Annotated in this window: 19 protein-coding genes and 2 pseudogenes; 15 read left to right on the forward strand and 6 right to left on the reverse strand. The window is 67.2% G+C overall.

Annotated elements, in window-relative coordinates:
* Nucleotides 1-227 (reverse strand): annotated as a pseudogene (locus tag C8K36_RS23900) (HNH endonuclease); the annotation flags it as partial.
* A gap of 379 nt (nt 228-606) precedes the next feature.
* On the opposite strand from C8K36_RS23900, the gene helR reads away from it, so the two are divergent.
* A complete protein-coding gene (gene helR, locus C8K36_RS23905; protein WP_181319708.1) occupies nt 607-2,841 on the forward strand; it encodes an RNA polymerase recycling motor ATPase HelR in 2,235 nt (744 codons plus the stop codon).
* 6 nt (nt 2,842-2,847) lie between these two features.
* On the opposite strand, the gene C8K36_RS23910 is transcribed toward helR, so the two are convergent.
* Together C8K36_RS23910 and C8K36_RS23915 are read right to left on the reverse strand one after the other, a co-directional pair.
* On the reverse strand, nt 2,848-3,783 hold the full coding sequence (locus C8K36_RS23910) for a hydroxymethylglutaryl-CoA lyase (RefSeq protein ID WP_107987517.1): 936 nt from the start codon (nt 3,781-3,783) through the stop codon (nt 2,848-2,850).
* Nucleotides 3,783-5,018, reverse strand: coding sequence for a CaiB/BaiF CoA transferase family protein (locus C8K36_RS23915; RefSeq protein ID WP_107987518.1), 1,236 nt, complete (start codon nt 5,016-5,018; stop codon nt 3,783-3,785). The genes C8K36_RS23910 and C8K36_RS23915 overlap by 1 nt, the downstream gene beginning before the upstream one ends.
* Nucleotides 5,019-5,159: 141 nt before the next feature.
* On the opposite strand from C8K36_RS23915, the gene C8K36_RS23920 reads away from it, so the two are divergent.
* The 3 genes from C8K36_RS23920 (at nt 5,160) to C8K36_RS23930 (ending at nt 7,689) form a co-directional block, all read left to right on the forward strand.
* Nucleotides 5,160-6,026, forward strand: a complete 867-nt coding sequence (locus C8K36_RS23920; RefSeq protein ID WP_107987519.1) for an SDR family NAD(P)-dependent oxidoreductase — start codon at nt 5,160-5,162, stop codon at nt 6,024-6,026.
* A gap of 192 nt (nt 6,027-6,218) precedes the next feature.
* On the forward strand, nt 6,219-6,419 hold the full coding sequence (locus C8K36_RS23925) for a hypothetical protein (RefSeq protein WP_107987520.1): 201 nt from the start codon (nt 6,219-6,221) through the stop codon (nt 6,417-6,419).
* A gap of 82 nt (nt 6,420-6,501) precedes the next feature.
* A complete protein-coding gene (locus tag C8K36_RS23930; protein WP_107987521.1) occupies nt 6,502-7,689 on the forward strand; it encodes a hypothetical protein in 1,188 nt (395 codons plus the stop codon).
* Nucleotides 7,690-7,691: 2 nt separating this feature from the next.
* Here C8K36_RS23930 and C8K36_RS23935 read toward each other — a convergent pair whose 3' ends face one another.
* Nucleotides 7,692-8,495, reverse strand: a complete 804-nt coding sequence (locus C8K36_RS23935; protein ID WP_107987522.1) for a FadR/GntR family transcriptional regulator — start codon at nt 8,493-8,495, stop codon at nt 7,692-7,694.
* Between the two features lie 54 nt (nt 8,496-8,549).
* Nucleotides 8,550-9,368: a hypothetical protein gene (locus C8K36_RS23940; protein ID WP_107987523.1), complete on the reverse strand. Its 819-nt coding sequence runs from the start codon at nt 9,366-9,368 to the stop codon at nt 8,550-8,552.
* A gap of 292 nt (nt 9,369-9,660) precedes the next feature.
* Between C8K36_RS23940 and C8K36_RS23945 the strand changes: the two genes are divergently transcribed.
* The 11 genes from C8K36_RS23945 (at nt 9,661) to C8K36_RS23995 (ending at nt 21,527) form a co-directional block, all read left to right on the forward strand.
* Entirely contained in the window at nt 9,661-10,467 is an 807-nt protein-coding gene (locus C8K36_RS23945; protein ID WP_107987524.1) for a class II aldolase/adducin family protein, read from the forward strand.
* Nucleotides 10,468-10,535: 68 nt separating this feature from the next.
* Nucleotides 10,536-11,639, forward strand: coding sequence for an alpha-hydroxy acid oxidase (locus tag C8K36_RS23950; RefSeq protein ID WP_258195580.1), 1,104 nt, complete (start codon nt 10,536-10,538; stop codon nt 11,637-11,639).
* Nucleotides 11,633-12,673, forward strand: a complete 1,041-nt coding sequence (locus tag C8K36_RS23955; RefSeq protein ID WP_181319710.1) for a D-2-hydroxyacid dehydrogenase — start codon at nt 11,633-11,635, stop codon at nt 12,671-12,673. Before C8K36_RS23950 ends, C8K36_RS23955 begins: the two co-directional genes overlap by 7 nt.
* Entirely contained in the window at nt 12,670-13,191 is a 522-nt protein-coding gene (locus C8K36_RS23960) for a DUF7700 domain-containing protein (RefSeq protein WP_107987527.1), read from the forward strand. The genes C8K36_RS23955 and C8K36_RS23960 overlap by 4 nt, the downstream gene beginning before the upstream one ends.
* A gap of 52 nt (nt 13,192-13,243) precedes the next feature.
* A complete protein-coding gene (locus tag C8K36_RS23965) occupies nt 13,244-14,128 on the forward strand; it encodes a VOC family protein (RefSeq protein WP_107987528.1) in 885 nt (294 codons plus the stop codon).
* A 78-nt stretch (nt 14,129-14,206) separates the two neighbouring features.
* The gene (locus C8K36_RS23970; protein WP_107987529.1) at nt 14,207-15,385 is read left to right on the forward strand and encodes an acyl-CoA dehydrogenase family protein; all 1,179 of its coding nucleotides are present in this window, start codon (nt 14,207-14,209) and stop codon (nt 15,383-15,385) included.
* 63 nt (nt 15,386-15,448) lie between these two features.
* The gene (locus C8K36_RS23975) at nt 15,449-16,441 is read left to right on the forward strand and encodes a sugar ABC transporter substrate-binding protein (RefSeq protein WP_107987530.1); all 993 of its coding nucleotides are present in this window, start codon (nt 15,449-15,451) and stop codon (nt 16,439-16,441) included.
* 24 nt (nt 16,442-16,465) lie between these two features.
* Nucleotides 16,466-17,491: an ABC transporter permease gene (locus C8K36_RS23980; protein WP_181319711.1), complete on the forward strand. Its 1,026-nt coding sequence runs from the start codon at nt 16,466-16,468 to the stop codon at nt 17,489-17,491.
* Nucleotides 17,491-18,969, forward strand: coding sequence for a sugar ABC transporter ATP-binding protein (locus C8K36_RS23985; protein WP_107987532.1), 1,479 nt, complete (start codon nt 17,491-17,493; stop codon nt 18,967-18,969). Before C8K36_RS23980 ends, C8K36_RS23985 begins: the two co-directional genes overlap by 1 nt.
* 47 nt (nt 18,970-19,016) lie before the next feature.
* A complete protein-coding gene (locus C8K36_RS23990; protein WP_107987533.1) occupies nt 19,017-19,883 on the forward strand; it encodes an alpha/beta fold hydrolase in 867 nt (288 codons plus the stop codon).
* 186 nt (nt 19,884-20,069) lie between these two features.
* Complete coding sequence (locus C8K36_RS23995; RefSeq protein ID WP_107987534.1) at nt 20,070-21,527, forward strand: alpha-L-fucosidase; 1,458 nt, start codon at nt 20,070-20,072, stop codon at nt 21,525-21,527.
* Between the two features lie 20 nt (nt 21,528-21,547).
* Here C8K36_RS23995 and C8K36_RS24000 read toward each other — a convergent pair.
* Nucleotides 21,548-21,679, reverse strand: a pseudogene (locus C8K36_RS24000) (pyridoxal 5'-phosphate synthase lyase subunit PdxS); the annotation flags it as partial.

Genomic DNA, 21,679 nt, shown 5'->3' on the forward strand with positions numbered 1-21,679 from the left:
GTGTTCGCGGCGAGCCACAGTTTGACGCTGCGAAACCCGAGGGTGTCGAATGAGACTGGCCGTTGGTCGATCTCGGCGACCATGGTGACACGCAAGACTTCGAGCCGTTCGATCTCGTGTGAGATGTCGAGAGTGGACTGCAACATCTGCGCCTCGGGGAGACGGCGCGCGTCGTCGGCGTTCAGCGATAGCGATGCGTTTGGTTCGATGATTCCCCCCGGATTCATGTACCCAGATTAGTTCGAACGGGTGTTCGAGTCAATGGAATCTTCGGCTGCTGGTGGAGCGAGTCGCCGTGGTGGGGTCAGGCAGCGACGCTTCTTCGCAGGAATGCTTTGCCGCTACCCGCAACCAGTCCTCATAGCGCTGCGTGAGCAGCTCGCGGCAGACAGGCCGACATGTGAGGGATTGTCCGTCGATGTGCGGACCAGAACGTGACGGGGGAAACTCATCCCCTTCCACTATCAACTTATAACGCACTGGGGGCCTTGCGGCAAGGCCCCGGGTATGCCGCAGAATCGCTGGCCGAAGCCGGAATCTCGGTCAGGACTCCGGCAGGGTCGGCGTGAACAGCGAGGGATCGCCGACCCGGGAAGGTGAGGGCACGTGTCAACTCGAGAGTACGAAGACGAACTGCGGTCCGAGCAGAGCTATGTGGCAGGGCTCTACTCGCGACTCGACGCCGAGCGGGCGCGCGTGAAGGGGCAATACAGCGCGACGTTGCGGAGCGACATCGACGCCGAGAACGGCAGCAGCCTGGTGGAACGGGATGCGGGCGTGCGCGCGCTGGCGCGGGAGATCACGCGACTGGACGTCGCGGATCACGGCCTGTGTTTCGGACGATTGGACAGCCTGTCGGGTGAGACGTCGTACATCGGCCGAATCGGTCTGTTCGACGAGTCGAACGAGTACGAACCTCTGCTGCTCGATTGGCGGGCGCCGGCGGCACGACCGTTCTATGTCGCGACGGCCGCGCATCCCGAGAACATGCGTCGGCGGCGTCAGTTCCACAGCCGCGGGCGTGAGGTGATCGAGTTCACCGACGAGATCCTCGGCCGACCGGACGGGGACGAGCAGGGCGACGGCGTGGACCGGGTCGACGCGGCGCTGCTCGCGGCCGTCAACGCTCCGCGTGGCGGCGGTATGCGCGACATCGTGGCGACCATCCAGGCCGAGCAGGACCGGATCATCCGCCTCGACCATTCCGGGGTCCTGGTGATCGAAGGTGGCCCGGGCACCGGCAAGACCGTGGTGGCACTGCACCGCGTCGCCTACCTGCTCTACATGCAGCGGGAGCGGGTCGAGCATCACGGCGTCCTCGTCATCGGGCCCAACCCGGCGTTCCTCCACCACATCGATCGCGTCCTGCCATCGCTGGGGGAGTCCAACGTGGTGTTCATGACCACCGGTGACCTGCTGCCGGGTCTGCAGGTCACCGCGGAGGACGCGCCCGACGTCGCCCGGTTCAAAGGCTCGCTGCAGATCCTGGGCGTGTTGGCGGCAGCGATCGCGGATCGGCAGCGACTGCCCGACGATCCGCTGTCGATCGACCTGGCGGACGTCACGGTGCGGATCGACGCCGAGACCGCACAGTGGGGAATCGAGGAGGCGCGCGCGAGCGGACTTCCACACAACGAGGCGCGCGCGGTGTTCCGCGACATCGTCACGTACGTTCTCACCGAGCGGGCGATCGGACGGATCGGGCGAGGCTGGCTCACACGTACGGACCGCGACGCGTGGGAGCGGGTGCGGGCGGACCTCGTGGAAGAGCTGGCGGAGAACGAGCGGTTCACCGCTGCGCTGGACGACCTGTGGCCGATCCTCGCGCCGGAACCCTTTCTGGCGCAGCTGTACACATCCCCCGAGCGGCTGCGCGCGGCGGGTGCCGACGCCGCGCTGTGGCGCGCCGACGGTGGCGCGTGGACGGTCTCGGACATCCCACTGCTCGACGAACTGTTCGACCTACTGGGTGTCGACCCGACGGTCGAGCTGGCCGCCGAGCGGCAACGGAAGACCGAGACCGAGGCGGAGGCCGCCTACGCCGCGGGCGTGCTCGATCTGATGGTCGGCCGCGAGGACCACATGGACGACGACGACCACCTGTTCGCCACGGATCTGCTCCACGCGGAGGACCTGGCCGAGCGTTTCGTGGAGCGTGACACGCGGGAACTCGCCGAACGCGCTGCCGCGGACCGGGGCTGGACCTACCGGCATGTCGTCGTCGACGAGGCGCAGGAGCTCTCCCAGATGGACTGGCGGGTGCTGATGCGACGTTGCCCCAGTCGGTCCTTCACCGTGGTCGGCGATCTCGCCCAACGACGGTCCGCGGCCGGTGCGACGTCGTGGGACGAGATGCTGGCACCGTACGTGCCCGGTCGCTGGGTCTACCGGTCGCTGTCCGTGAACTATCGGACGCCGGCCGAGATCATGGCTGTCGCCGCGGCGGTCCTCGCCGAGTTCGCGCCCGGCGTCACACCACCGGAATCGGTGCGCGCCAGTGGTGTGCAGCCGTGGTCCAGACGCGTCACCGACGGCGAACTCGACCCCGCCATAGAGGAATTCGTCCGAGACGAGGACGCCCGTGAGGGAACCAGCATCGTGATCGGGCCGCCGGACGTGCCCGGTGCGGTGGCGGCGTCGGAGACGAAGGGACTCGAGTTCGACGCCGTCCTCGTGGTGGATCCGGACCGGATCCTCGCCGACGGCCCACGAGGTGCGGCCGAACTGTACGTCGCACTCACCCGCGCGACGCAGCGTCTCGGTGTGCTGCACCGGGACCCGTTGCCGCAGGTCCTGACCAGGCTCTCCGAAGTGGACGAGCACGCCGGGGCAGAGACCTAGGGACGTTCAGCCTGCCGGTCGCACCCACTCGAAAGCTCGTGCCTCCGAGCGGGTGCCCTCGGCGGTGCGCGATCGGTTGGGCTCGCCCAGTTCGGTGAGCATCGGCACGGCGATGTCCACCAGTCCGGCGAGTGTCGTCGGCGTGAGCCACTCGGGACGTGTCGCGAACGCGATGTCCTCCGTCGACGTGTTGCCGCTCGCGCCGGGCGCGAACGGGCAACCGCCAAGCCCGCCGAGCGAGCCGTCGACCACGGTCGCCCCGGCGCCGATCGCGGCGAGCGTGTTCGCCACGCCGAGCCCCCACGTGTCATGACCGTGGAAGACGATGCGCCGCTTCGGGCTGTCGGCGACAACCCGACCCACCAGTGCGGCAACCTGCGCGGGAACCGCCTGTCCGAGGGTGTCGGCCAGGACGATGTCGTCGGCGCCGTCGCCGCGCGGGTCGTTCGCGATCGCGAGCACGCGTTCGGCCGGCACCTCGCCTTCGAACGGGCACGTGAACGATGTCGCGATGCACAACTGGATGCGCCCCCCGACCGCCCGGGTCAACTCGACGGCCGCCGGCATCGCGGCGAGACTGTCGTCGGTCGACCGTCCGATATTGGCGCGGTTGTGGGATTCCGACGCCGAGAAGCAGTACTGGAAGTTTCGGGCGCCGGCGGCCGCGGCCTTCTCCACGTGGCGGGGCGTGGCGACCCACACCCAGCAACGGTCCAGTTCCTCGGGTGTCAGCTCGCCGATCAACTCCAGGGTGTTCGCCATCGGCGGCACCAGATCCGGGCGCGCCATCGACCCGATCTCGAGTTCGGGCACCCCGAGGGCCAGCAGGCCGCGGGCAATCTCGAGCTTGCTTTCGGTCGGCAGCACCTTGCCGGTCAGCTGCAGTCCGTCACGCAGCGTCACGTCACGCAGAATCGACTGGGGTGCAAAGGAGTAACTCATCAGGACTCCGTCTCCGTGACGATTCGGTCGATCTCGGCGTCGGGCAGGCCGAGCACCGTTGCCAGCACCTCGCGGGTGTGCTCGCCGAGATCCGGTCCGATGTGATCGATGGGCAGCGACCTGTCGCCGATCACGGGCACGATTCCCGGGAAGCCCACCGGCTGTGGCGATTCTGCGCCGGTATCGACGTCGAAGGTCTGGATCATGTTGCGTGCGTTGTATTGCTCGTCGTCGACGATGTCGGCGGCGGTGTAGATCGGGCCGCACGGAACGTTCGCGTCGTCGAGGATGCGCAGGGCCTCGTCACGAGTGTGGCGCGAGGTCCATGCACCGATCGCGGCGTCGAGTTCGTCGCGGCGCGTCCACCGTCCGGCGTTGGTGAGCAGTTCCGGGTCGGCTGCCAGGTCGGGGCGCTCGATCGTCTCCATGTAACGCTGGAAGATGGCGTCGCCGTTGCCGGAGATGATGATGCTGGCCCCGTCGCTGCACGGATACGCGTTGGACGGCGCGATGCCCTCCATCCGGCCGCCCACCCGTTCCCGCTTGACGCCGTAGGCCAGGTAGTCGGGAATCAGGGATTCCATCATCGACATGATCGACTCGTTGAGTGCGACGTCGATGATCCGCTGGGACAGTGCGAGCGATTCACCGGCGCGGGACTGCCGCTGGAACAACGCCATCACCGATCCGAAGGCGGCGTACAGACCGGCAATGGAGTCCCCGATGGACACACCGACGCGCACGGGCGGACGGTCCGGGTCGCCGACGAGTTCACGGAAACCCCCGACGGCCTCGGCGACCGCCGCGAACCCGGGCCGCTCCGAGAGCGGTCCGGTCTGCCCGAACGCGGAGATCCGGGTGATCACCAGGTCGGGGTTCACCGCGTTCAACTGCTCGGGCCCGATGCCCCACTTCTCCAGGGTTCCGGGCCGGAAGTTCTCGAGCAGGATGTCGCACTTCGCCGCGAGATCGAGGACCAGTCGACGGCCCTCCTCGGACCGCAGATCCAGCACGATCGACTTCTTGTTCCGGTTGATCGTGCGATACAGCATCGAGGTACTGCCCGAGTACAGGCGCCAGTTGCGCAGTTCGTCGCCGGTGCGGGGACGTTCGACCTTGATCACCTCGGCGCCGAAGTCGGCGAGCAGTCGGCCCGCCGTGGGGGCGGCGATGTAGTTGCCGAGTTCGAGTACGCGCACACCGTCGAGCGGCCGCGCCGGGATGTCCTGCGTCATGCCCCGATTCAAGCAGCTTCCGCGTTGTCATGGTTTTCCCGTCCATTGGGAAGTGACATGCACGGACACGCCCGCTTACGGTGTGCTGAATGAGACGTGGGCCACACCATCCGGGTGGTCTCCCGACAAGGGTTGGAGTTGATGGTGGGTCTGAGTTCGGATCGGATCGTGGTGGTCACCGGCGCAAGTCGCGGCGCGGGTAAGGGAATCGCGCTGGCGCTCGCCGAGAGCGGCGCCAAGGTGTATGTCACCGGGCGGACGCAGACCGAGGGTGATGCGCCGTTGCCGGGCACGGTGTTCGCTACGGCCGAGGAGATCACTCGCCGCGGTGGGACGGGTGTCCCGGTAGTCCTCGACCACAGCGACGACGCGCAGGTCGAAGCCTTCTTCGCTCGGCTGGCCGAGGAGCACGGCCGCCTGGACATTCTCGTCAACAACGCGCTGAACGTGCCGGACGAGCTGACGAAGAAGGGCCCGTTCTGGGAGAAGTCGCTCTCGCTGCTCGACGTCCTGGACGTCGGCATGCGGTCGAGCTACGTCTCGAGCTACTACGCCGCGCCTCTGCTCGCCGCCAACGGCGAGGGCCTCGTCGTCAACACGTCGTCGTTCGGCGGTACCTGCTACATGCACGGACCCGCGTACGGGGCCGGCAAGGCGGCGGTGGACAAGATGGCCCACGACATGGCCGTGGACTTCCGGCCCTTCAATGTGGCGGTCGTCTCGCTGTGGATGGGTCTGCTCATGACCGAACGTACGAAGGCCGGGTTCGACGCGAACCCGGGCGCGTACGACGGACTGGCGGCGACCGCGGAGTCGGCAGAGTTCCCCGGACGCGTCATCGACGCCCTCGCCCGCGATCCCGAGCTGATGAAGCGCAGCGGTCAGGTGCTGGTCGGCGCCGAGGTCGCGGAGGAACTCGGCGTGAAGGACCTGGAGGGCAAGCAGCCGCCGTCGCATCGTCAGTTCCTCGGCAACCCCCCGGTGTTCTCCGAGGCGGTCATCGACTGACAACCGATCTGCAGCGGACTCGTATCGGATCGGTATCGGCATGCCGCGCCCGACGTGTCGCTCCCGCGTGGGGAGCGGCCGTCGGGGCTACCGTTCGCGTCTGATGTGAAGTGCTGGACGTGAAGCCCGCGGAGCTGTCGCGTCCGAAAACCTGAGTCGAAATCACGCGTCGGGACCTGTGAGGGAGTCGTCATGGAGTCTGCTGCAGTCAAATTCGTTCTGTCGAGTCTGTTCCTGGTCGGGGTGATCGTGGCCGGCGTCGGGTTGGTCGAGTTGCATGTGCACGCCGCCGTCGCCGCGCTGATCGTCGCGTCGGTGTCGGGTCTGCTGCTCCTGCGTGTCCGTGCCGAGTCGCATGGGCGCCTCGAATCGCGTCACAGCATGATGGGCTGAGGGCCGGTTCCGGAGCCGGGTCGACCGCGTCGAGCCGCAGTTTCTGGAACAGTGGTGGGCGAAACCTCTTCGAGGAGGCATCATGCCCGCACCTGAACCGACCGCGGCCGAGCGTCGTGCTCGGATCGACGAGCACGTGCGCTACTGGTGCGAGCGTGCGCGACTCGACGGCCACCATCCGCCACTGTCCGATGATGCGGCGGTGCTCGTCGCCGCAGGCCGCGTGGACGGGCCCACCCGGGAGATCCTGGGCGCGCGTCGGCGCGCGGGGAAGACGACTCCGCCGATCGGCGGATTCGCCGGGTTGCGTCTGGTGTCGGACGAATACGTCCGCCTCACCGCGAAGGCGCGATCGTTGCGGCCCGGCCCGGTCCAGCTGGCCTACCGTTATCGGGTCGCGGAGCTGGGTAAACGCCTCTCCGGTCTGCAGTCGGCGGTCACGATGTCCGCTGCGCACTACGGCGGCGGCGTGCGGGCCATCCGGCGCGACCGCCGCGATGGGGTGTATCTGGATCCGGCACAGCGCGACACCCTGTTCGCCGCGTTGCGGCGGACGCCTGCGCCGCTCCCGGAACGGCGCCAGCAACTGCACGACCTACGCAATGCGCTGCTCGAGTCCACCGCCCGACGCGTCGTGCGCGTGTCCGAACACACCAGGGCGGAGGACGTCGGCCGGCGAACGTCCGAGGCGTTGGAGCACGCCATCGAGCCCGATGACGACCGGTTCGTCGACCGCTACGACACCTTGCTGTTCCTCTCGGGCACGCTCTACGACCGGATCGAGGGGGCCCCGGTCTGGCACTCCGAGCACTTCGCGATCCAACGCGCGCAGCTGGATCTGGCCGACGAGCTCACACAGATCGCGGTCGACACGATAGCGCTGCAGGGGATCGTCGGTGAACTCGACGGCGCGCTGCTGTCCAGTCCGGAGGCCCGCCGGCACGTCCAGTCCCGCCGGGACGCGCTCGCCCCGGTCTGGGATCAACTCGTCGTCCGGGTCGCGGCACTGGCGCGAATCGGTGATCTGCTCACCCAGGTGGAATCCCATGTGCGCGCGATGGAATCTATGCGCTGGGCCACGAGCCTCGATACCCGTATCGACGACCTCATCGCACGGTCGGGCAGCCGGGAGCTGTCTGCGGACAACACTCACCATGTCGGGGACCAGTTCGACGGCGTCGAGGAACTCATGGGTGCCTATCGCAGTGAGTTGGGCGGAGACATTGCCCAACTCACTGCGCGGGGCGGGGGGCCTGTGGGAGCCGGCTGACGTCAGCTCGTTCGCTCGATGAACCGCGCGCGCACCGCGTCCGGGGAAACGGTCCCGGCACGCTCGCCGGCGCGTGGATAGCCCTGCGACACCTCGAGGTGCTTCAACGCGGTCTCCCGGGCGCCCGCGGCGTCGCCGTCCGCGATCTGCTCGATCAGCGTCAGATGTTCGCCGAGTGCGTGCAGTCGTTCCTTTCGGGGGATGTTCACAGACTTGGCGTCGCGGTTGGCCCAGGTCGACTCGTGCGACGACCACAGCGACTCCAGCGCTCCCGCGAGGATGGACAACGACTCGTTACCGCACAGTTCGACGATGGCTTCGTGGAACATGCGCGACAGCGTCGTGACCTCGACGAGGTCGCCGACCGCCCGGATCGCTCGCTCGTGCAGCATCTTCAGCACCGGCACGACTACTTCGTTGCGGTCGGCCCGCTGCGCGCAGGCCTCGGCGCAGGCCGGTTCGACGGCGCGGAGCGCGATGCCGATGTCGCCGATGTCGACCTTGCGGCCGGCCAGCACGAGCCCGAGGCTGTAGGCGACATGCTCGGCCGTCGGGCGGTGCACCACCGCACCGCCCACGGAACCGCGTCGGACGGTGACCAGGCCCTCGGCCTCGAGCACCCGCATCGCTTCGCGGAGCGTCGGTTTGCTGACCGGGTACATCGCCCGAAGCTCCTCCTCGATGGGAAGCTCGGAGCCGTCGGAGAGGTCGCCGACGAGGATCCGGTTGCGCAAATCGTCGGCGATCTGTTCCGCCAGCCTCGTGAACCTGACGAGACCGTGGGAACTGCCCTCGCGTGCGGCCATGACTTTCCTTCCTGCGCCCAGTGGGCGATTACCGGACTGAACGGCTAGACAAACCTACTCGTGTCGGTCGTCGCCGGGGGTGCCGTCTCCGTCGAACCAGTCCCAGCGCCACGGTGTGATCGTCTCGAGCGCACCGTCGAAGAGCAGGGTTCCGCTACGTTCGTGCAGGGCGGCGGCCCACTCGGCGGCCGGATCGCTCAGGAGCGACAGCACGTGGGACGGGTCCGCGTCCTCCACCGCGGTCAGGGTCACGATCAGAGTGTCCTCCTCGGAGGTGGCACCCTCTCGGCTCTGCCACAGCGGCGGCGCAAGTTCTGGTGCGCTCACCAGTGACCACGCCGCGCTGACCCCCGGTACGCCGACGAGCGTGGGCACCACGGTCTCCGCCTCGCGGCGCAACTGCTCGTGCAGCTCGGCGCGGGCCAGGCCGGGCCCGAATGCCCGCACGTGCAGCAGCATGCCCGTGACCGGGCGAAAGCAGACGGCGCGCGGAGTCACCCGCACGTGCGGTGCGATGGCGCTCGCGACGCGCTGGAAGAAGCCCATGTAGGGCCGTTCGAGCAGTCCGATGTCCGGTCGGCGCCCCTCGCGGAACGTGCTCTCGGCCAGGGCCGCCCACGTGTCGATCGCGGGGCCTGCAGGATCGTCGAACCAGTACAGGTTGGCGTAGTGGAAGTTGTCGAACGAGCCTGCTGCGGTGGCGATCTCCCGGCCGCGCGGGGTGAGCACGAAACGTTCCCCTGTGGTGACTCCCGGCAGCGCGAGGTTCTCCGGTCGATGGTCGAGCTGGTGCCACGCGTTCACGGTGCGATGGTGCTGCGGTTCCACGACGCGCGACATGCTCAGAAACGCAGTGTTCGGGGCGGTACTCATGGGTTCTCCTGGGGATGCCGTTTCGGGGGATCGGCCGGTGTGGAGCGCTCGATCTTCGTGGGGCTCGCGGATCAGTATTGCCCAAAGTTGCCGAGACTGTTGACTTTGATGTCCTAAATGTTTTAGAACATTCACCTGAGTAGAACTTCTAGAACATTCCGGCGGTTCGGATCGGAGTGGATCACCCACGGCGCCAGGCCGCGAGCTTCGGGGTGAACTGCACGTCTCCGCAGACATCTCGAGCGTTGTGCGGACTTCAGCTCACCGAACTTCACGTCTCAGGAGGACATCGATGACGGGTACTACGACGAACGGCACCGACTCGGGCGCTGGGGCGCCGCGGCGCGGCGGACTCGAGGTGTGGGCCCCGTCGGTGATGCCGCCGATCACAGACGGTGACCTCACCGACGAGCAGAATCTGGCCGCCGCATTCCGAGTTCTGGCTCGGGAAGGCTTCTCGGAGAACCTCGCCGGCCACATCACCTGGCAGCGACCAGGCGGCACGAACATGCTGGTCAATCCGTGGGGTCTGTGGTGGCGGGAACTCACCGCATCCGACATCTGTGAGGTCGACGAGGACGCGGCCGTGGTCGGCGGCAAGTGGGACGTCACGCCGGCGATCCACATCCACACCGAACTGCACCGGGCCCGGCCCGACGCCCGCGTCGTGATCCACAACCACCCGTACCACGTGTGCGTCATTGCGGCACTGGGCATCCTGCCCGAACTGCTGCACCAGACCGGGGCGATGTACCTCGACGATCTGGTCTTCGTGGAGGAGTACTCGGGCGAGATCGACACCCCGCTGCTGGCGCGGGAACTCGCCGAGCAGATCGGTGACGCCAAAGTGGCCGTGCTCGGCAGTCACGGCGTGATCGTGACGGGAGCCGATCTGATCGAAGCGACCTATCGCGCGGCATCGTTCGAACGGGTCTGCCGTCTGGCGTACGACATCATGGTCACCGGCCGAAAGCCTTTGGCATTGAGCCGATCGGTCATGGTCGGGATGAAGGCGTCCCTTCTGGAGCGGGCCGCGGAGGTGTACTGGGGAGGCTCCGTGCGCGCGCTGCTCGCGGACGAGCCCGGGGTGTTGAGCTGAGCGCCGACACCGCCCGCGCCGCGCGGCTGTCCACGGTGGACGATGCGCGACGGGCGGCGCGACGACGTGTGCCGTTGCCCGTGTTCGACGTTGTCGACGGCGCCGCCGACGGCGAGGTCACCTCGGCACGCAATCGGGCGGCGTTCGACGACGTCACGTGGGTCCATCGCGCGGCCCGTGCGGTAGGGAACCCTCGGCTCGGTACCAGCATTCTCGGCGAATCCTTCGCGCTTCCAGTGGTGTTGGCGCCCTGCGGACTCGTGGGCTCGGTCCGTCCGGCCGCTGAGCCCGCGGTCTTCAGGGCGGCGGCGCGGGCGGGAGTTCCGGCGGTGTCGAGTACCTGCGCGACCGCGTCCTTGGAGCGGATCGCGCGCGAGGGCGGCGCGGGGGACAAGTGGTTCCAGCTGTACTTCCTCGGCGGACGCAAGGGTGCCGAGGCTCTGGTCGATCGCGCCGCGGACGCCGGATACCGGACGTTGGTAGTCACTGTCGACACGCCGGTGTCGGGTCACCGGGAGCGGGACAGCCGGCACGGCGTCTCGCTCCCGGTGGACTTCGGGATCCGGAACGTCGCGCGGGTCGCCCCACACGTCATCGGGCGTCCCGGATGGCTGTGGCGACTGGCGCGAGATCGCCGATCCATCGAGATGGGGAACCTGTCGCAGGGCGATCGCACCGGCCTCGGCTCGCTGTTCGAGGAGCCCCCGACGTGGCGCGACCTCGACTGGATTCGTCGGCGCTGGAACGGGCCGCTCGTCGTCAAGGGACTGATGTCGGCCGACGACGCACGGACGGCGGTGGAGTGCGGCGCGGATGCGGTAGTCGTCTCCAATCATGGTGGGCGCCAGCTCGACGGTCTGCCCGCGAGCCTCGACGCGCTTCCGGCGGTTGTTGCTGCAGTCGGGGACCACGCGGAGGTCTACGTCGACGGCGGCGTGCGTCGCGGCTCCGATGTCGCGAAGGCGCTTGCGCTGGGCGCGCGGGCGGTGTTGATCGGGCGGGCGTACCTCTACGGGCTCGCCGCGGCGGGGGAGCCCGGCGTCGATCGGGTGCTCGAGATCTTCGCCGAGGAACTGCGTCGCACGCTCGTGCTGCTCGGTTGCGATGGTGTCGACGAGCTCGGTCCGGGTGTCTTCGGCAACGACGTTCCCGTGCGGAGCGGGCGGTGCTGACCCGGACCTGCGCAGGCCCGACGGTGAGGCAGGTCGGCCTGCTCCAGCCCGGTCGCCTGCACGGCGACGGCACCGGCGAGGCCGCCGCGCAGCGGCTCCGCGCGCAGTATCCGGAAATCGACTTCGTCCGGATTCCGTACGAGTGCCCCTCCGGTCGCTCTGTGCGCCCCGATTCCCTGCCCGTGCACGTGCGTGAACGGCTCGCGGACGTCGACGTGGTCCTGTGCCTGGATCTGCCGCCGGACATCGAGGCGTGGGCTCCCGGTCTGCACTGGATCCAGTCAGTGGCTACCGGTACGGAGTCGCTGCCCGTGCAACGTTTGCGGGAGGCCGGGATTCGCGTGACCAACGCGGCCGGCACCGCGGCACCGGAGATCGCCGAGTTCGTGTTCGCTCGAATCCTCGAGCACCGGAAGCGGCTTCCCGAGCTGGCGACGGTCGCACAGGGGCAGGCATGGACACCGATCTACGGACGCGGGCTCGAAGGGGCCGCACTCGGGCTGCTCGGCTTCGGCGAGATCAACCGTCGCGTGGCCCGCGTCGCGGCCGCGTTCGGAATGTCGACGCACGTGTGCCGTCGTTCGGTCGGTGAGACGCCCGACGGTGTGGCCGAGGTGGCAGCGCTGAGCGACCTGCCCGGGTTCCTCGGCCGGTGCGAGATCGTGGTGGCAGCCCTACCCGACACTTCCGAGACCCGAGGGCTTCTGGACCGAAAGGCGCTGTCCGCCATGCCGGACGGCGCGTTGCTGATCAATGTCGGCCGCGGCTCCCTCGTGGACGAGGCGGCACTGCTCGACGAATTGCAGTCGGGCCGAATCTCGGTGGCGCTGGACGTGGTCGCCGAGGAGCCTCTCGGAGCGGCCTCGCCGCTGTGGGACAGCGGTGCTCGGATCTCCGCTCATTGCGCGAGCGTCCCGGCGATGAGTATCGAGCGGGTCGTCGACCTCTTCGCCGCGAATATCGGTCGGCTACTGGCGGGACGTGACCTCATCAATCAGATCGAAGACCGATCCAACGAAACGGAGTTGAGATGAATCCCAGTGGTGTCGAGGCCTATGTGCTCGGCCGGAGCTACGACGTCATGCCCATCCCGATGGACCCCGAGTTCTGTGTGGAGGTGTCGGCCGGTCCGCTGAAGTTCGTCGTCGAATCCCGTCGGCTCACCGACGATGCCATCAACACGAACGCGCTGGATCGGGGACGGCCGGACGCGACGTACGACACGGGCATCGAGGACGGTGGCGCGTGCGTGCACGTCCTGAGTGCGGCAGACGGCCTGGAGCACCTGCGATTCGACTGCTTCGACAACGAACCGCACTACCACTACATCGACAACACGGCGCAGGCCAACGTCGTCGTTCGGTTCGATCAGTTCGCCGAGGGCGACCCGCAGGAGTGGACGCTCGGGCGTCTGCGCAACCGACTCCCGCACATGCTCGACCACCTGGGTCTGGTGGACCTCGCCGCTGCCGTGCGCGCCGCGGACCTCGAGCCCGCCATCGCCGAGGTCGAACGCCTCCTCGGTGTGGCCGGAGCTCCCGTCGTCGGCTGAGATCTTGGCAGTTTGAAACCAAATCTTCTAGAACTTAGTGGAGGCATGTCTAGTGAAGGTTCATTCGCTCGGTTACCTGGTTGTCAGCTCCACCGACATTCCCGCGTGGCGCACATTCGGGACCGAGATCCTCGGTCTCATGGCCGGCGTCCGGGATGACGAATCCGAACTCTGGCTGCGCGCCGACGAACGCTGCCACCGCATCGTCGTCGAAGCCGGTGACACCGACGAGGTCTCGGCGATCGGATGGGAACTGCGCAACGACGTGGCATTCGAGAACCTCCTCGCCGACCTGGACGAGGCGGACGTCGCCTACGAACGGGTCGACGAGCTGGCGGCGCGCCGCGGGGTCGAGGACCTGGTGCGTGTGGTCGATCCGGCGGGCTATGTCCTGGAGTTCTATTGGGGCATGCAGGTCGCGCAGTCCGATTTTGCTTCGCCGGCAGGAGTTTCCGGGTTCAAGACCGGCGACCAGGGGCTCGGGCACGTGGTCCTGGCGGCCGCCCCGTTCGAGGATTCCAACCGGTTCTACCGCCGGACCCTGGGCTTCGGGCTCACCGACTTCGCCGACATGGGCGGAACGCCCGGTCACTTCTTGCACACGAATGCGCGCCACCACAGCCTCGCACTGATCGGCTGCGACAAGAGTGCATGGTTCGTCAAGGGTGGTCTGATCCACCTGATGGTCGAGATGAAGTCGATTCCGGACGTCGGCCTGGCCCTCACCCGCGCCACCGAGGCGGGTTGCGAGTTCTTCGAGACGCTCGGTCAGCATGCCAACGATCGCATGTTCTCGTTCTACCTGCATTCGCCGGCCGGTTTCCCGATCGAGATCGGCGCGGGCGCGATCGAGGTCGATCCCGAGACCTGGACCTCGGTCAACATCCCCTTCCCCGATTTGTGGGGTCACGAGGTTCTCGGCCTCCCCGAGCAGTGATCTCGGCCTGATCAACCCTTCCGGCCCCACCTCTCGACCCGGTTCCACCCCCATCCCATTCCCCCGTGAGGATCGAACATGAGCAGCGCAGTCATCGAGAACATCGAGAAGATCAAGGGTCGGATCACCGACCTTGCCGAAGAGGCCGAGCGGCTCGGTCGGCTGCCCGACGAGTCGGTCCGGCTCCTCAAGAGCACCGGCCTGACCCGAATGATGCAGCCCCGTGCCTACGGCGGCAGCGAGGCGCATCCGGGGGAGTATCTCGAAGCGGTGATGGCGGCAGGTTCGATCGGCTGCTCTGCCACCGGCTGGGTGGGCGGCGTCGTCGGGTTGCATCCGTGGGAGGTCGGGGTCATGGACCCGAAAGCGCAGGAGGAGGTGTGGGGGCAGGATCAGGACGCGTGGATCGCCTCCCCGTACGTCGCCCTTGGGCGTGCTCGACGGGTCGACGGCGGGTTCGTCTTCAACGGTCACTGGACCTTCTCGTCGGGCAGCGATCATGCCGAGTGGGTGCACCTGGGTGGACTCATCCTCGGCGACGACGGGGAAGCGATCCCGGGTAGCGACCATCACTTCCTCATCCCGCGCGGCGACTTCGAGATCGTCGACGATTCGTGGAACACGGTGGGACTGAAAGGCACCGGTTCCAACGACATCGTGGTGAAGGACGCGTTCGTTCCGGCGCACCGCGCACTGGAGTACGCGACCGTCGTGGACGGGACCGCCGCCGCAGCGGTGGGCAAGGGCGACAACCCGCTGTACGCGATGCCGTGGTTCGTCCTGTTCGGCAATGCCGTCAGTGCCACCGTGATCGGCATCTGCGAAGGCGCGCTGGCCGCGACACTGGACTACCAGCGTGATCGCGCAAACGTATTCGGTACCAAAGTAACTCAGGACTCCTTCACCCTGCCCAGCATCGGTGAGGCGGCGTCGGAGATCCGAGCCAGCAGGCTGCAGGTCCTCGACAACGTCAACCGTGTCTACGACGTCCTCGACAAGGGCGGGGTGCCGTCGCTCTCGATGCGTGCGGAGGCGCGGCGCGACCAGATCCGCGCCAGCTGGCGTGCGGTCGCTGCCGTCGATCAACTCTTCGCCCGCACTGGTGGCAACGCGCTGCGTGCGGACAAGCCGTTGCAGCGGCTGTGGCGCGACGCGCACGCGGGCCTCAACCATGCGGTCAACATGCCGGGGATGTCTTACCAGGTGGCCGCTCTCGCGATGATGGGCATCGAGCCGCAGCCGGGCGCGATGCTCTGATCCGCGTCCCCTCCCGCCCCTCCTGTCACCTCCGAGAGTTCCCTTCCAGCACATGGAGATCCCATGCACACCTCGTTGTCTTCCCGCCCTGCCCGCATCCTCGTCGGTGGCGCTTCCGCACTCGCACTAGGACTCTCGCTGACCGCCTGCGGCAGCGCGTCCGGGAGCACCGACGGCGGCGCCGCCCGGATGGCCTTCGCAAACGGATTCTCCGGAGGCGGACCGGTGGACGAGTTCATTGCCGGCCTCAACTGCTACGCGGAGAAGAACGGGCTCGACACACCCGTGGTGACCATCGCCGACGGTGACGTGAACAAGCAGCTCAACGACATCGACAGCCTCATCGCCCGGGCGAACAAGATCGACGGCATCTTCGTGATCCCGGTCGACCCCAACGCGCTGCGGTCGAGCTACAGCCGTGCTCAGGAGTCGGGTATGGCGGTCATCGACCCCATCTCGCCAGATGCGGACGGCAAGTTCGCGACCGCCGCCTCCAGCCACGTTGCCCCCGACGACCTGGGGGTCCCGCAAATGGTGGTCGACTACCTCGTCGCCGAGCAACCCGGCACGAAGAAGGTCGTCATCCTGTCGCCGCCGCCCGGACAGAAGATGTCCGACGATCGGGCCACGAACTTCCGGGCGGCCGCAGAGGCCGCTGGGCTGACCGTCGTCGGCGAGATCAACATGGACAAGCTGACCACCGAGGAGGCTCAGAAGAAGATGGAGGACTTCCTCACCAAGAACCGTGACGTGCAGGCCGTGTTCGCGCAGAACGGTGCGATGGGCCGCGGTGCGGCGCTGGCCGGCCGGAGCCAGGGCATCGACCTTGTCGTGACGTCGCTGGACAGCGATTCCGAAACCATGGCCGCGGTCAAGAGCGGAGACATCGACGCGGCGTTCGGCGCCGACCTGTTCGCGGTGGCCTACAAGGCATCCCAGCAGGCCGAGACGATCAAGGCCGGTGGGCAGGTCGAGTTCGAGTCGGCGCCATACCAGATCTACACGCAGAGCAGCACCGCCCAGTCGTCGCCCGCGGCTCGCTGCGACCAGTACTGATTCCCTTCCAGAGCGGAGAACATGATGACGACTACTCGGGATGCCGTGCCCGAAACCCCCGGTGCGCCCGCCGTAGTTCCGCGGGAGACCGGCGTACGACGACTGCTGCAGAAAGCTCCGCCGTGGTCCGGCATCGGAGTTCTCGTGGTCGCACTGATCGTGGCCATGGCGGTCTACGACGACTACTTCCTCACATACGCGAACCTCAACAACGTCATGCGTGGTGCCGTCGTGCCGTTGCTGCTGGCGATCGGAACCACGTTCGTCCTGACGACGGGAATGATCGACCTCTCGCTCGGTTCGCTGATGGCACTCAACACGGTCATCATGCTCGGCTTCATGGATGCCGGCCTGCCGGTTCCGATTGCGGTCATCGCGGTGATCGTGGCCTCGGCCGCCCTCGGTGGTCTGGTGAACGGGCTTCTGATCGCCAAGTTCCAGCTGTTCTTCATGGTGGTCACACTCGGGACGATGTCGGTCTTCCGATCCATCGCCCAACTGCGCACCGACGGAAACTCGGTCCAGCTGCACGACCGTGAGGGCTTCGACTTCGTCGTCTGGCTCGGTGACGGATCGATCGGTCCGGTGTCCGTCCCGGTCGCGATGGCCGTCATTCTGCTGCTCGGCTCGATGGCGCTCATGCGGTACACCACCTTCGGCCGAAATCTCCTCGCGGTCGGCGGCAACACCGGTGCCGCCCGGCTGGCGGGCATCCCCGTCGAGCGGGTGCAGATGATCGCGTTCGGACTCAACGGCGCGTTCATCGGCATCGCGGCAGTGGTCATGTCGGGGCGCATCGAGGCGGCGTCGCCCAGCATCGGTACCGGAATCGAACTTCAGGTCATCGCCGCGGTCCTGCTCGGTGGTTCGTCCTTCATGGGTGGCAAGAGCACGTTCGTGGGCACGTTGGTCGGTGTCGTGTTCGTACAGATCCTCGCGAACGCCCTGAACCTGCTCGACGTGCAGATGTTCTGGCAGGGGATGGTCACCGGCGCCGTCCTCATCGCGGCCGTCGCGATCGACCGCATGCGGGCCAGGAGTAGCAGCTGATGGGCGGCCGACTCCAGATCGGGGGAGTCCGCAAGCAGTACGGCGGAACCGTGGCGCTGTCCGACTTCGGTCTCGATGTCGAGCCGGGTGAGGTGCGCGGACTCATCGGCGAGAACGGCTCCGGCAAGAGTACCGCGATGAAAGTGCTCTCCGGGGAGGTTGCGCCGGACCTGGGCACCGTCGAGGTCAACGGTGTCGCGCTGCCGGCGCTGGATCCCACGTCGCGCCTGCGGGCCGGTGTCGGGGTCGTGATGCAGGATCCGCATCTGTGCGACGAGCTGTCGGTGGCGGAGAACCTTGCCCTCGGCCGGACCGGGCGCAAGGGGCTGGTGTCCTGGAAGCGGTTACACGACGATGCGCAGCGGGTACTCGCTTCTGCCGGAATCGATCTCGACTCGCGGGCCCGTGTCGGTGAACTGTCGCAGGACGAGAAGCACATGGTCGAGGTGGCCCGTGTCCTCGCGTGGGAATGCAGCGTGATCGGATTCGACGAGACGACCGCATCGCTCACCGAGGACTACGTCGATCGTCTGTTCGGGATCATGCGCACGCTGCGTGAGAGAGGCGCAGCCCAGGTCTTCATCAGCCACCGACTGCCCGAGATCATGACGATCTGCGACACCGTCACCGTGCTGCGCGACGGCAAGGTGGTCGGCACCGTCCGGGTGGCGGAAACCACCGAGGCCCGGTTGATCGAGATGATGGTCGGCCGCAAGGTCGACGACCGGTACAGCCGACGGCCGGCCCAGGTGGGCGACGTGGTCGCCCACCTGGAGGGAATGCGGCCACTGGCGAATCGCGGCGCAGTCGACCTCGAGATCCGGGCAGGGGAGGTGGTGGGCATCGGTGGCCTGGTGGGAAGCGGCCGGTCGGAGATCCTGGAGGCCGTGTACGGCCTGCAGCCCCGCACGGGAGTGGTGCGGATCGGCGCGCGGACGGTCCGTCCCGGTCATCCGCGCGCCGCGATCGCTGCCGGCATGGGGCTTGTACCCGAGGATCGTCGAACACGCGGAGTGGCGATGGATCAGTCGGTGCGCGCGAATGCCACGATGGTGATGGACGGTGCCCGGCCGATGTGGTCGCGTACGGATGTCGCGGCACAGAACGACATCCTGGACATCATGTACAGGCGGATGAAGCTGAAGGCCGCCGACGACTCGATTGCGGTACATGCTCTGTCCGGCGGAAATCAGCAGAAGATCGTGCTCGGTCGCTGGCTCGCGCATCGCCCGCGGCTGCTGTTGCTGGACGAGCCGACCCGCGGGATCGACGTGGGGGCGAAGCGTGAAATCTATGCGCTGATCGAGGAGTTGGCCGGTGAGGGCATGGCGATCCTGCTCGTCTCGTCCGAACTGCCAGAGCTGACCGGTCTCTGCGATCGGATCCTCATGATGCACGAGGGTGCCGTCGTGGGTGAGTTCGGTCGCGAGGCTACCGAACTCGAGTTGCTCACGGCGGCGGCCGGGCAGGTTGCCTGAGCGACCGCGACCTAGTCGAATTTCGTTGAACTGCAAAGGATCAGAAGATGAGTTCCGAGAACTACGATTACGCCCGGACGTCCCGCACCGTGACCGTCGACGGCCGGCGGGTCCACTACAACGAGGCCGGCGACGGGCCGGTGGCGATCCTTCTCCACGGCGCCGGACCCGGTGTGTCCGGGTGGGCGAATTTCGAGCACAACCTTCCGGTTTTCGCCGAATCGTTCCGCACCCTGGTCATCGATCAGCCCGGTTTCGGTGACAGCGAGGGAACCGATTTCGAGGGCGACTACTACACCCACAGCGCGGAGACCGTAGTCGGTCTCATGGACGAACTCGGTATCGACAAGGCACACCTGGTGGGTAACTCCCTGGGCGGAGGGGTTGCGCTCCGGCTGGCCCTGAACAACCCGGACCGGGTCGATCGGCTCGCGCTGATGGGTCCCGGCGGCTTGACCACGCGGCTGTTCACCCCCGAGCCGACCCTCGGGCACACCCGGTTGTACGAGTACACCGCCCCGCCCGGGCCGACCCGGGACAAGCTGGCAGTGTTCATGCGCGGGATGGTCTTCGACGAGAAGTTCGTCACCGAGGACATGATCGACGACCGTTTCGAGCGTTCCCAGCGTCCCGGTGCCGCCGAATCGTTCGAGCGCATGCGGGTGAGCTTCCTGTCGGCGGAGGGCAAGCTCGCGCTCGAACTGTGGCGTGAGGCGAGCAGGGTGCAGCACGAGACACTGATGTTGTGGGGTCGTGAAGACCTGATCAATCCGTACGACGGTGGACTCTTCGCCTTCTCGCAGATGCCGAACGCCAGCCTGCACGTCATGTCGCGGTGCGGCCATTGGGCGCAGATCGAGCGGGCGGACGAGTTCAACCGGACGGTACTGGGGTTCCTCCTCGAGGCCGAGTGAGCGGGTGCTTCGGCGGCGCACCCGCCCGCGCCGCCGAAGCGTCATTCGGATCTCGGTTACCGGAGCCGACATTGTCGCGGTGAGCGGGGATGTGGTGCAGGATCACCAACGGGGATCGGGGATCGTAGGACCGCCCCGCGATCGAGCGTGTGCTCGCGTCCCACCGAACGCCGCGGAAGGGCTGAGATGTTCGAACCGACCTGGGAATCCGTGTCCACCCGCGTGCTTCCGTCGTGGTACGACGATGCGAAGCTCGGCATCTTCGTCCACTGGGGCCTGTACTCGGTGCCGCGCTGGGCGCCGCAGGTGACCGACATCCAGCAGTTGCTGCGGGATCAGGGCCCCAAAGGCATGCTGCGCAACAACCCCTATGCCGAGTGGTACCTCAACACGATGCGCATCGAGGGCAGCCCCACCCGAAGCCATCACGAGCAGACCTACGGAATCGACTACCCGTACGACAATTTCGTCGAGGAGTTCGATCAGGAGTCCGCCGCGGCCGACCTCGACGCCCTGGCAGGACTGTGTGCCGGGTCCGGTGCGGGCTACGTCATCCTGACTACCAAGCATCACGACGGATTCACCCTCTGGCCCTCCAGCCTGTCGCATCCCAGCAAGGGTGACTATCACGCGAAACGTGACCTGGTGGGTGACTTCACCGCCGCGGTTCGATCACACGGTATGCGGATGGGCCTGTACTACTCGGGCGGCTACGACTGGCCGTACAACGACGTCGTCATGAGCAGTCCGACGGACGTCGCACTCGCCGTTCCCGCGGGTGACGACTATCGGGACTACGCGACCGCCCATGTGCGAGAGCTGATCGACACCTACCGACCCTCGATGCTGTGGAACGACATCGGCTGGCCTGCCGGCGGAAATCTCGCGGGCTTGTTCGCGCATTACTACAACACCGTCGAGGACGGTGTCGTCAACGATCGGTGGGCGCAGGCCGACATCAAGCGGGACAGGGTGTCCGAGGCGCTGTTGCGTGGCGCGGGTGAGCTTGCGCAGCGGTTCTGGCGTTTCGTGCCCGACGACAAGAAGGAACTCGCCTTCCCCGCATCGGAGCACTACGACTTCAAGACTCCGGAGTATGCGCAGTTCGATACGGTCGTCGACGAGAAGTGGGAATCCACTCGCGGCGTGGGGCATTCGTTCGCGGCGAATCGAAACGAACGCCCCGAGGACATCGTCACCGCCACCGAATTGATTCGATCGTTCGTCGACATCGTCAGCAAGAACGGGAATCTGCTGATCGGTATCGGGCCCGGACCCGACGGCACGATCCCGGAGGAACAACAGGCGCCGCTGCGAGGGTTGGGCCAGTGGATGGCCATCAATCGGGACGCGGTGATCGGGAGCCGGCCCTGGACGACCGCGGCGGGTACGACGTCGGAGGGCACCCAGGTCCGATACACCCGCAAGGGCTCCGACGTGTTCGTGTTCCTTCTGGATCTACCCGGGACACGACGTTTCGCCCTGCGTGGAGTCGACCTGCGCGGAGTGCGTGGGGTCGAACTGCTCGGTGGCCCCGCCGCGCTCGACTTCTCCACGATCGACGGACTGCTCTCCGTCGAACTTCCTCCGCAGGTGTCTGTTTCGGCCACCCACGTGCTGCGACTGACGGGCGCGGCCGGCTAGTCGGCCACGCCCCGGTCAGATCACCAGCCGCGCTCGGCGAGGCGGTGGGGCTGGGGAATGTCGTCGACGTTGATGCCGACCATGGCCTCGCCCAGGCCACGCGAGACCTTCGCGAGGACGTCGGGGTCGTCGTGGAAGGTGGTGGCCTTGAC

This window comes from Rhodococcus sp. OK519, from assembly GCF_003051005.1.
GTDB lineage: Bacteria > Actinomycetota > Actinomycetes > Mycobacteriales > Mycobacteriaceae > Prescottella.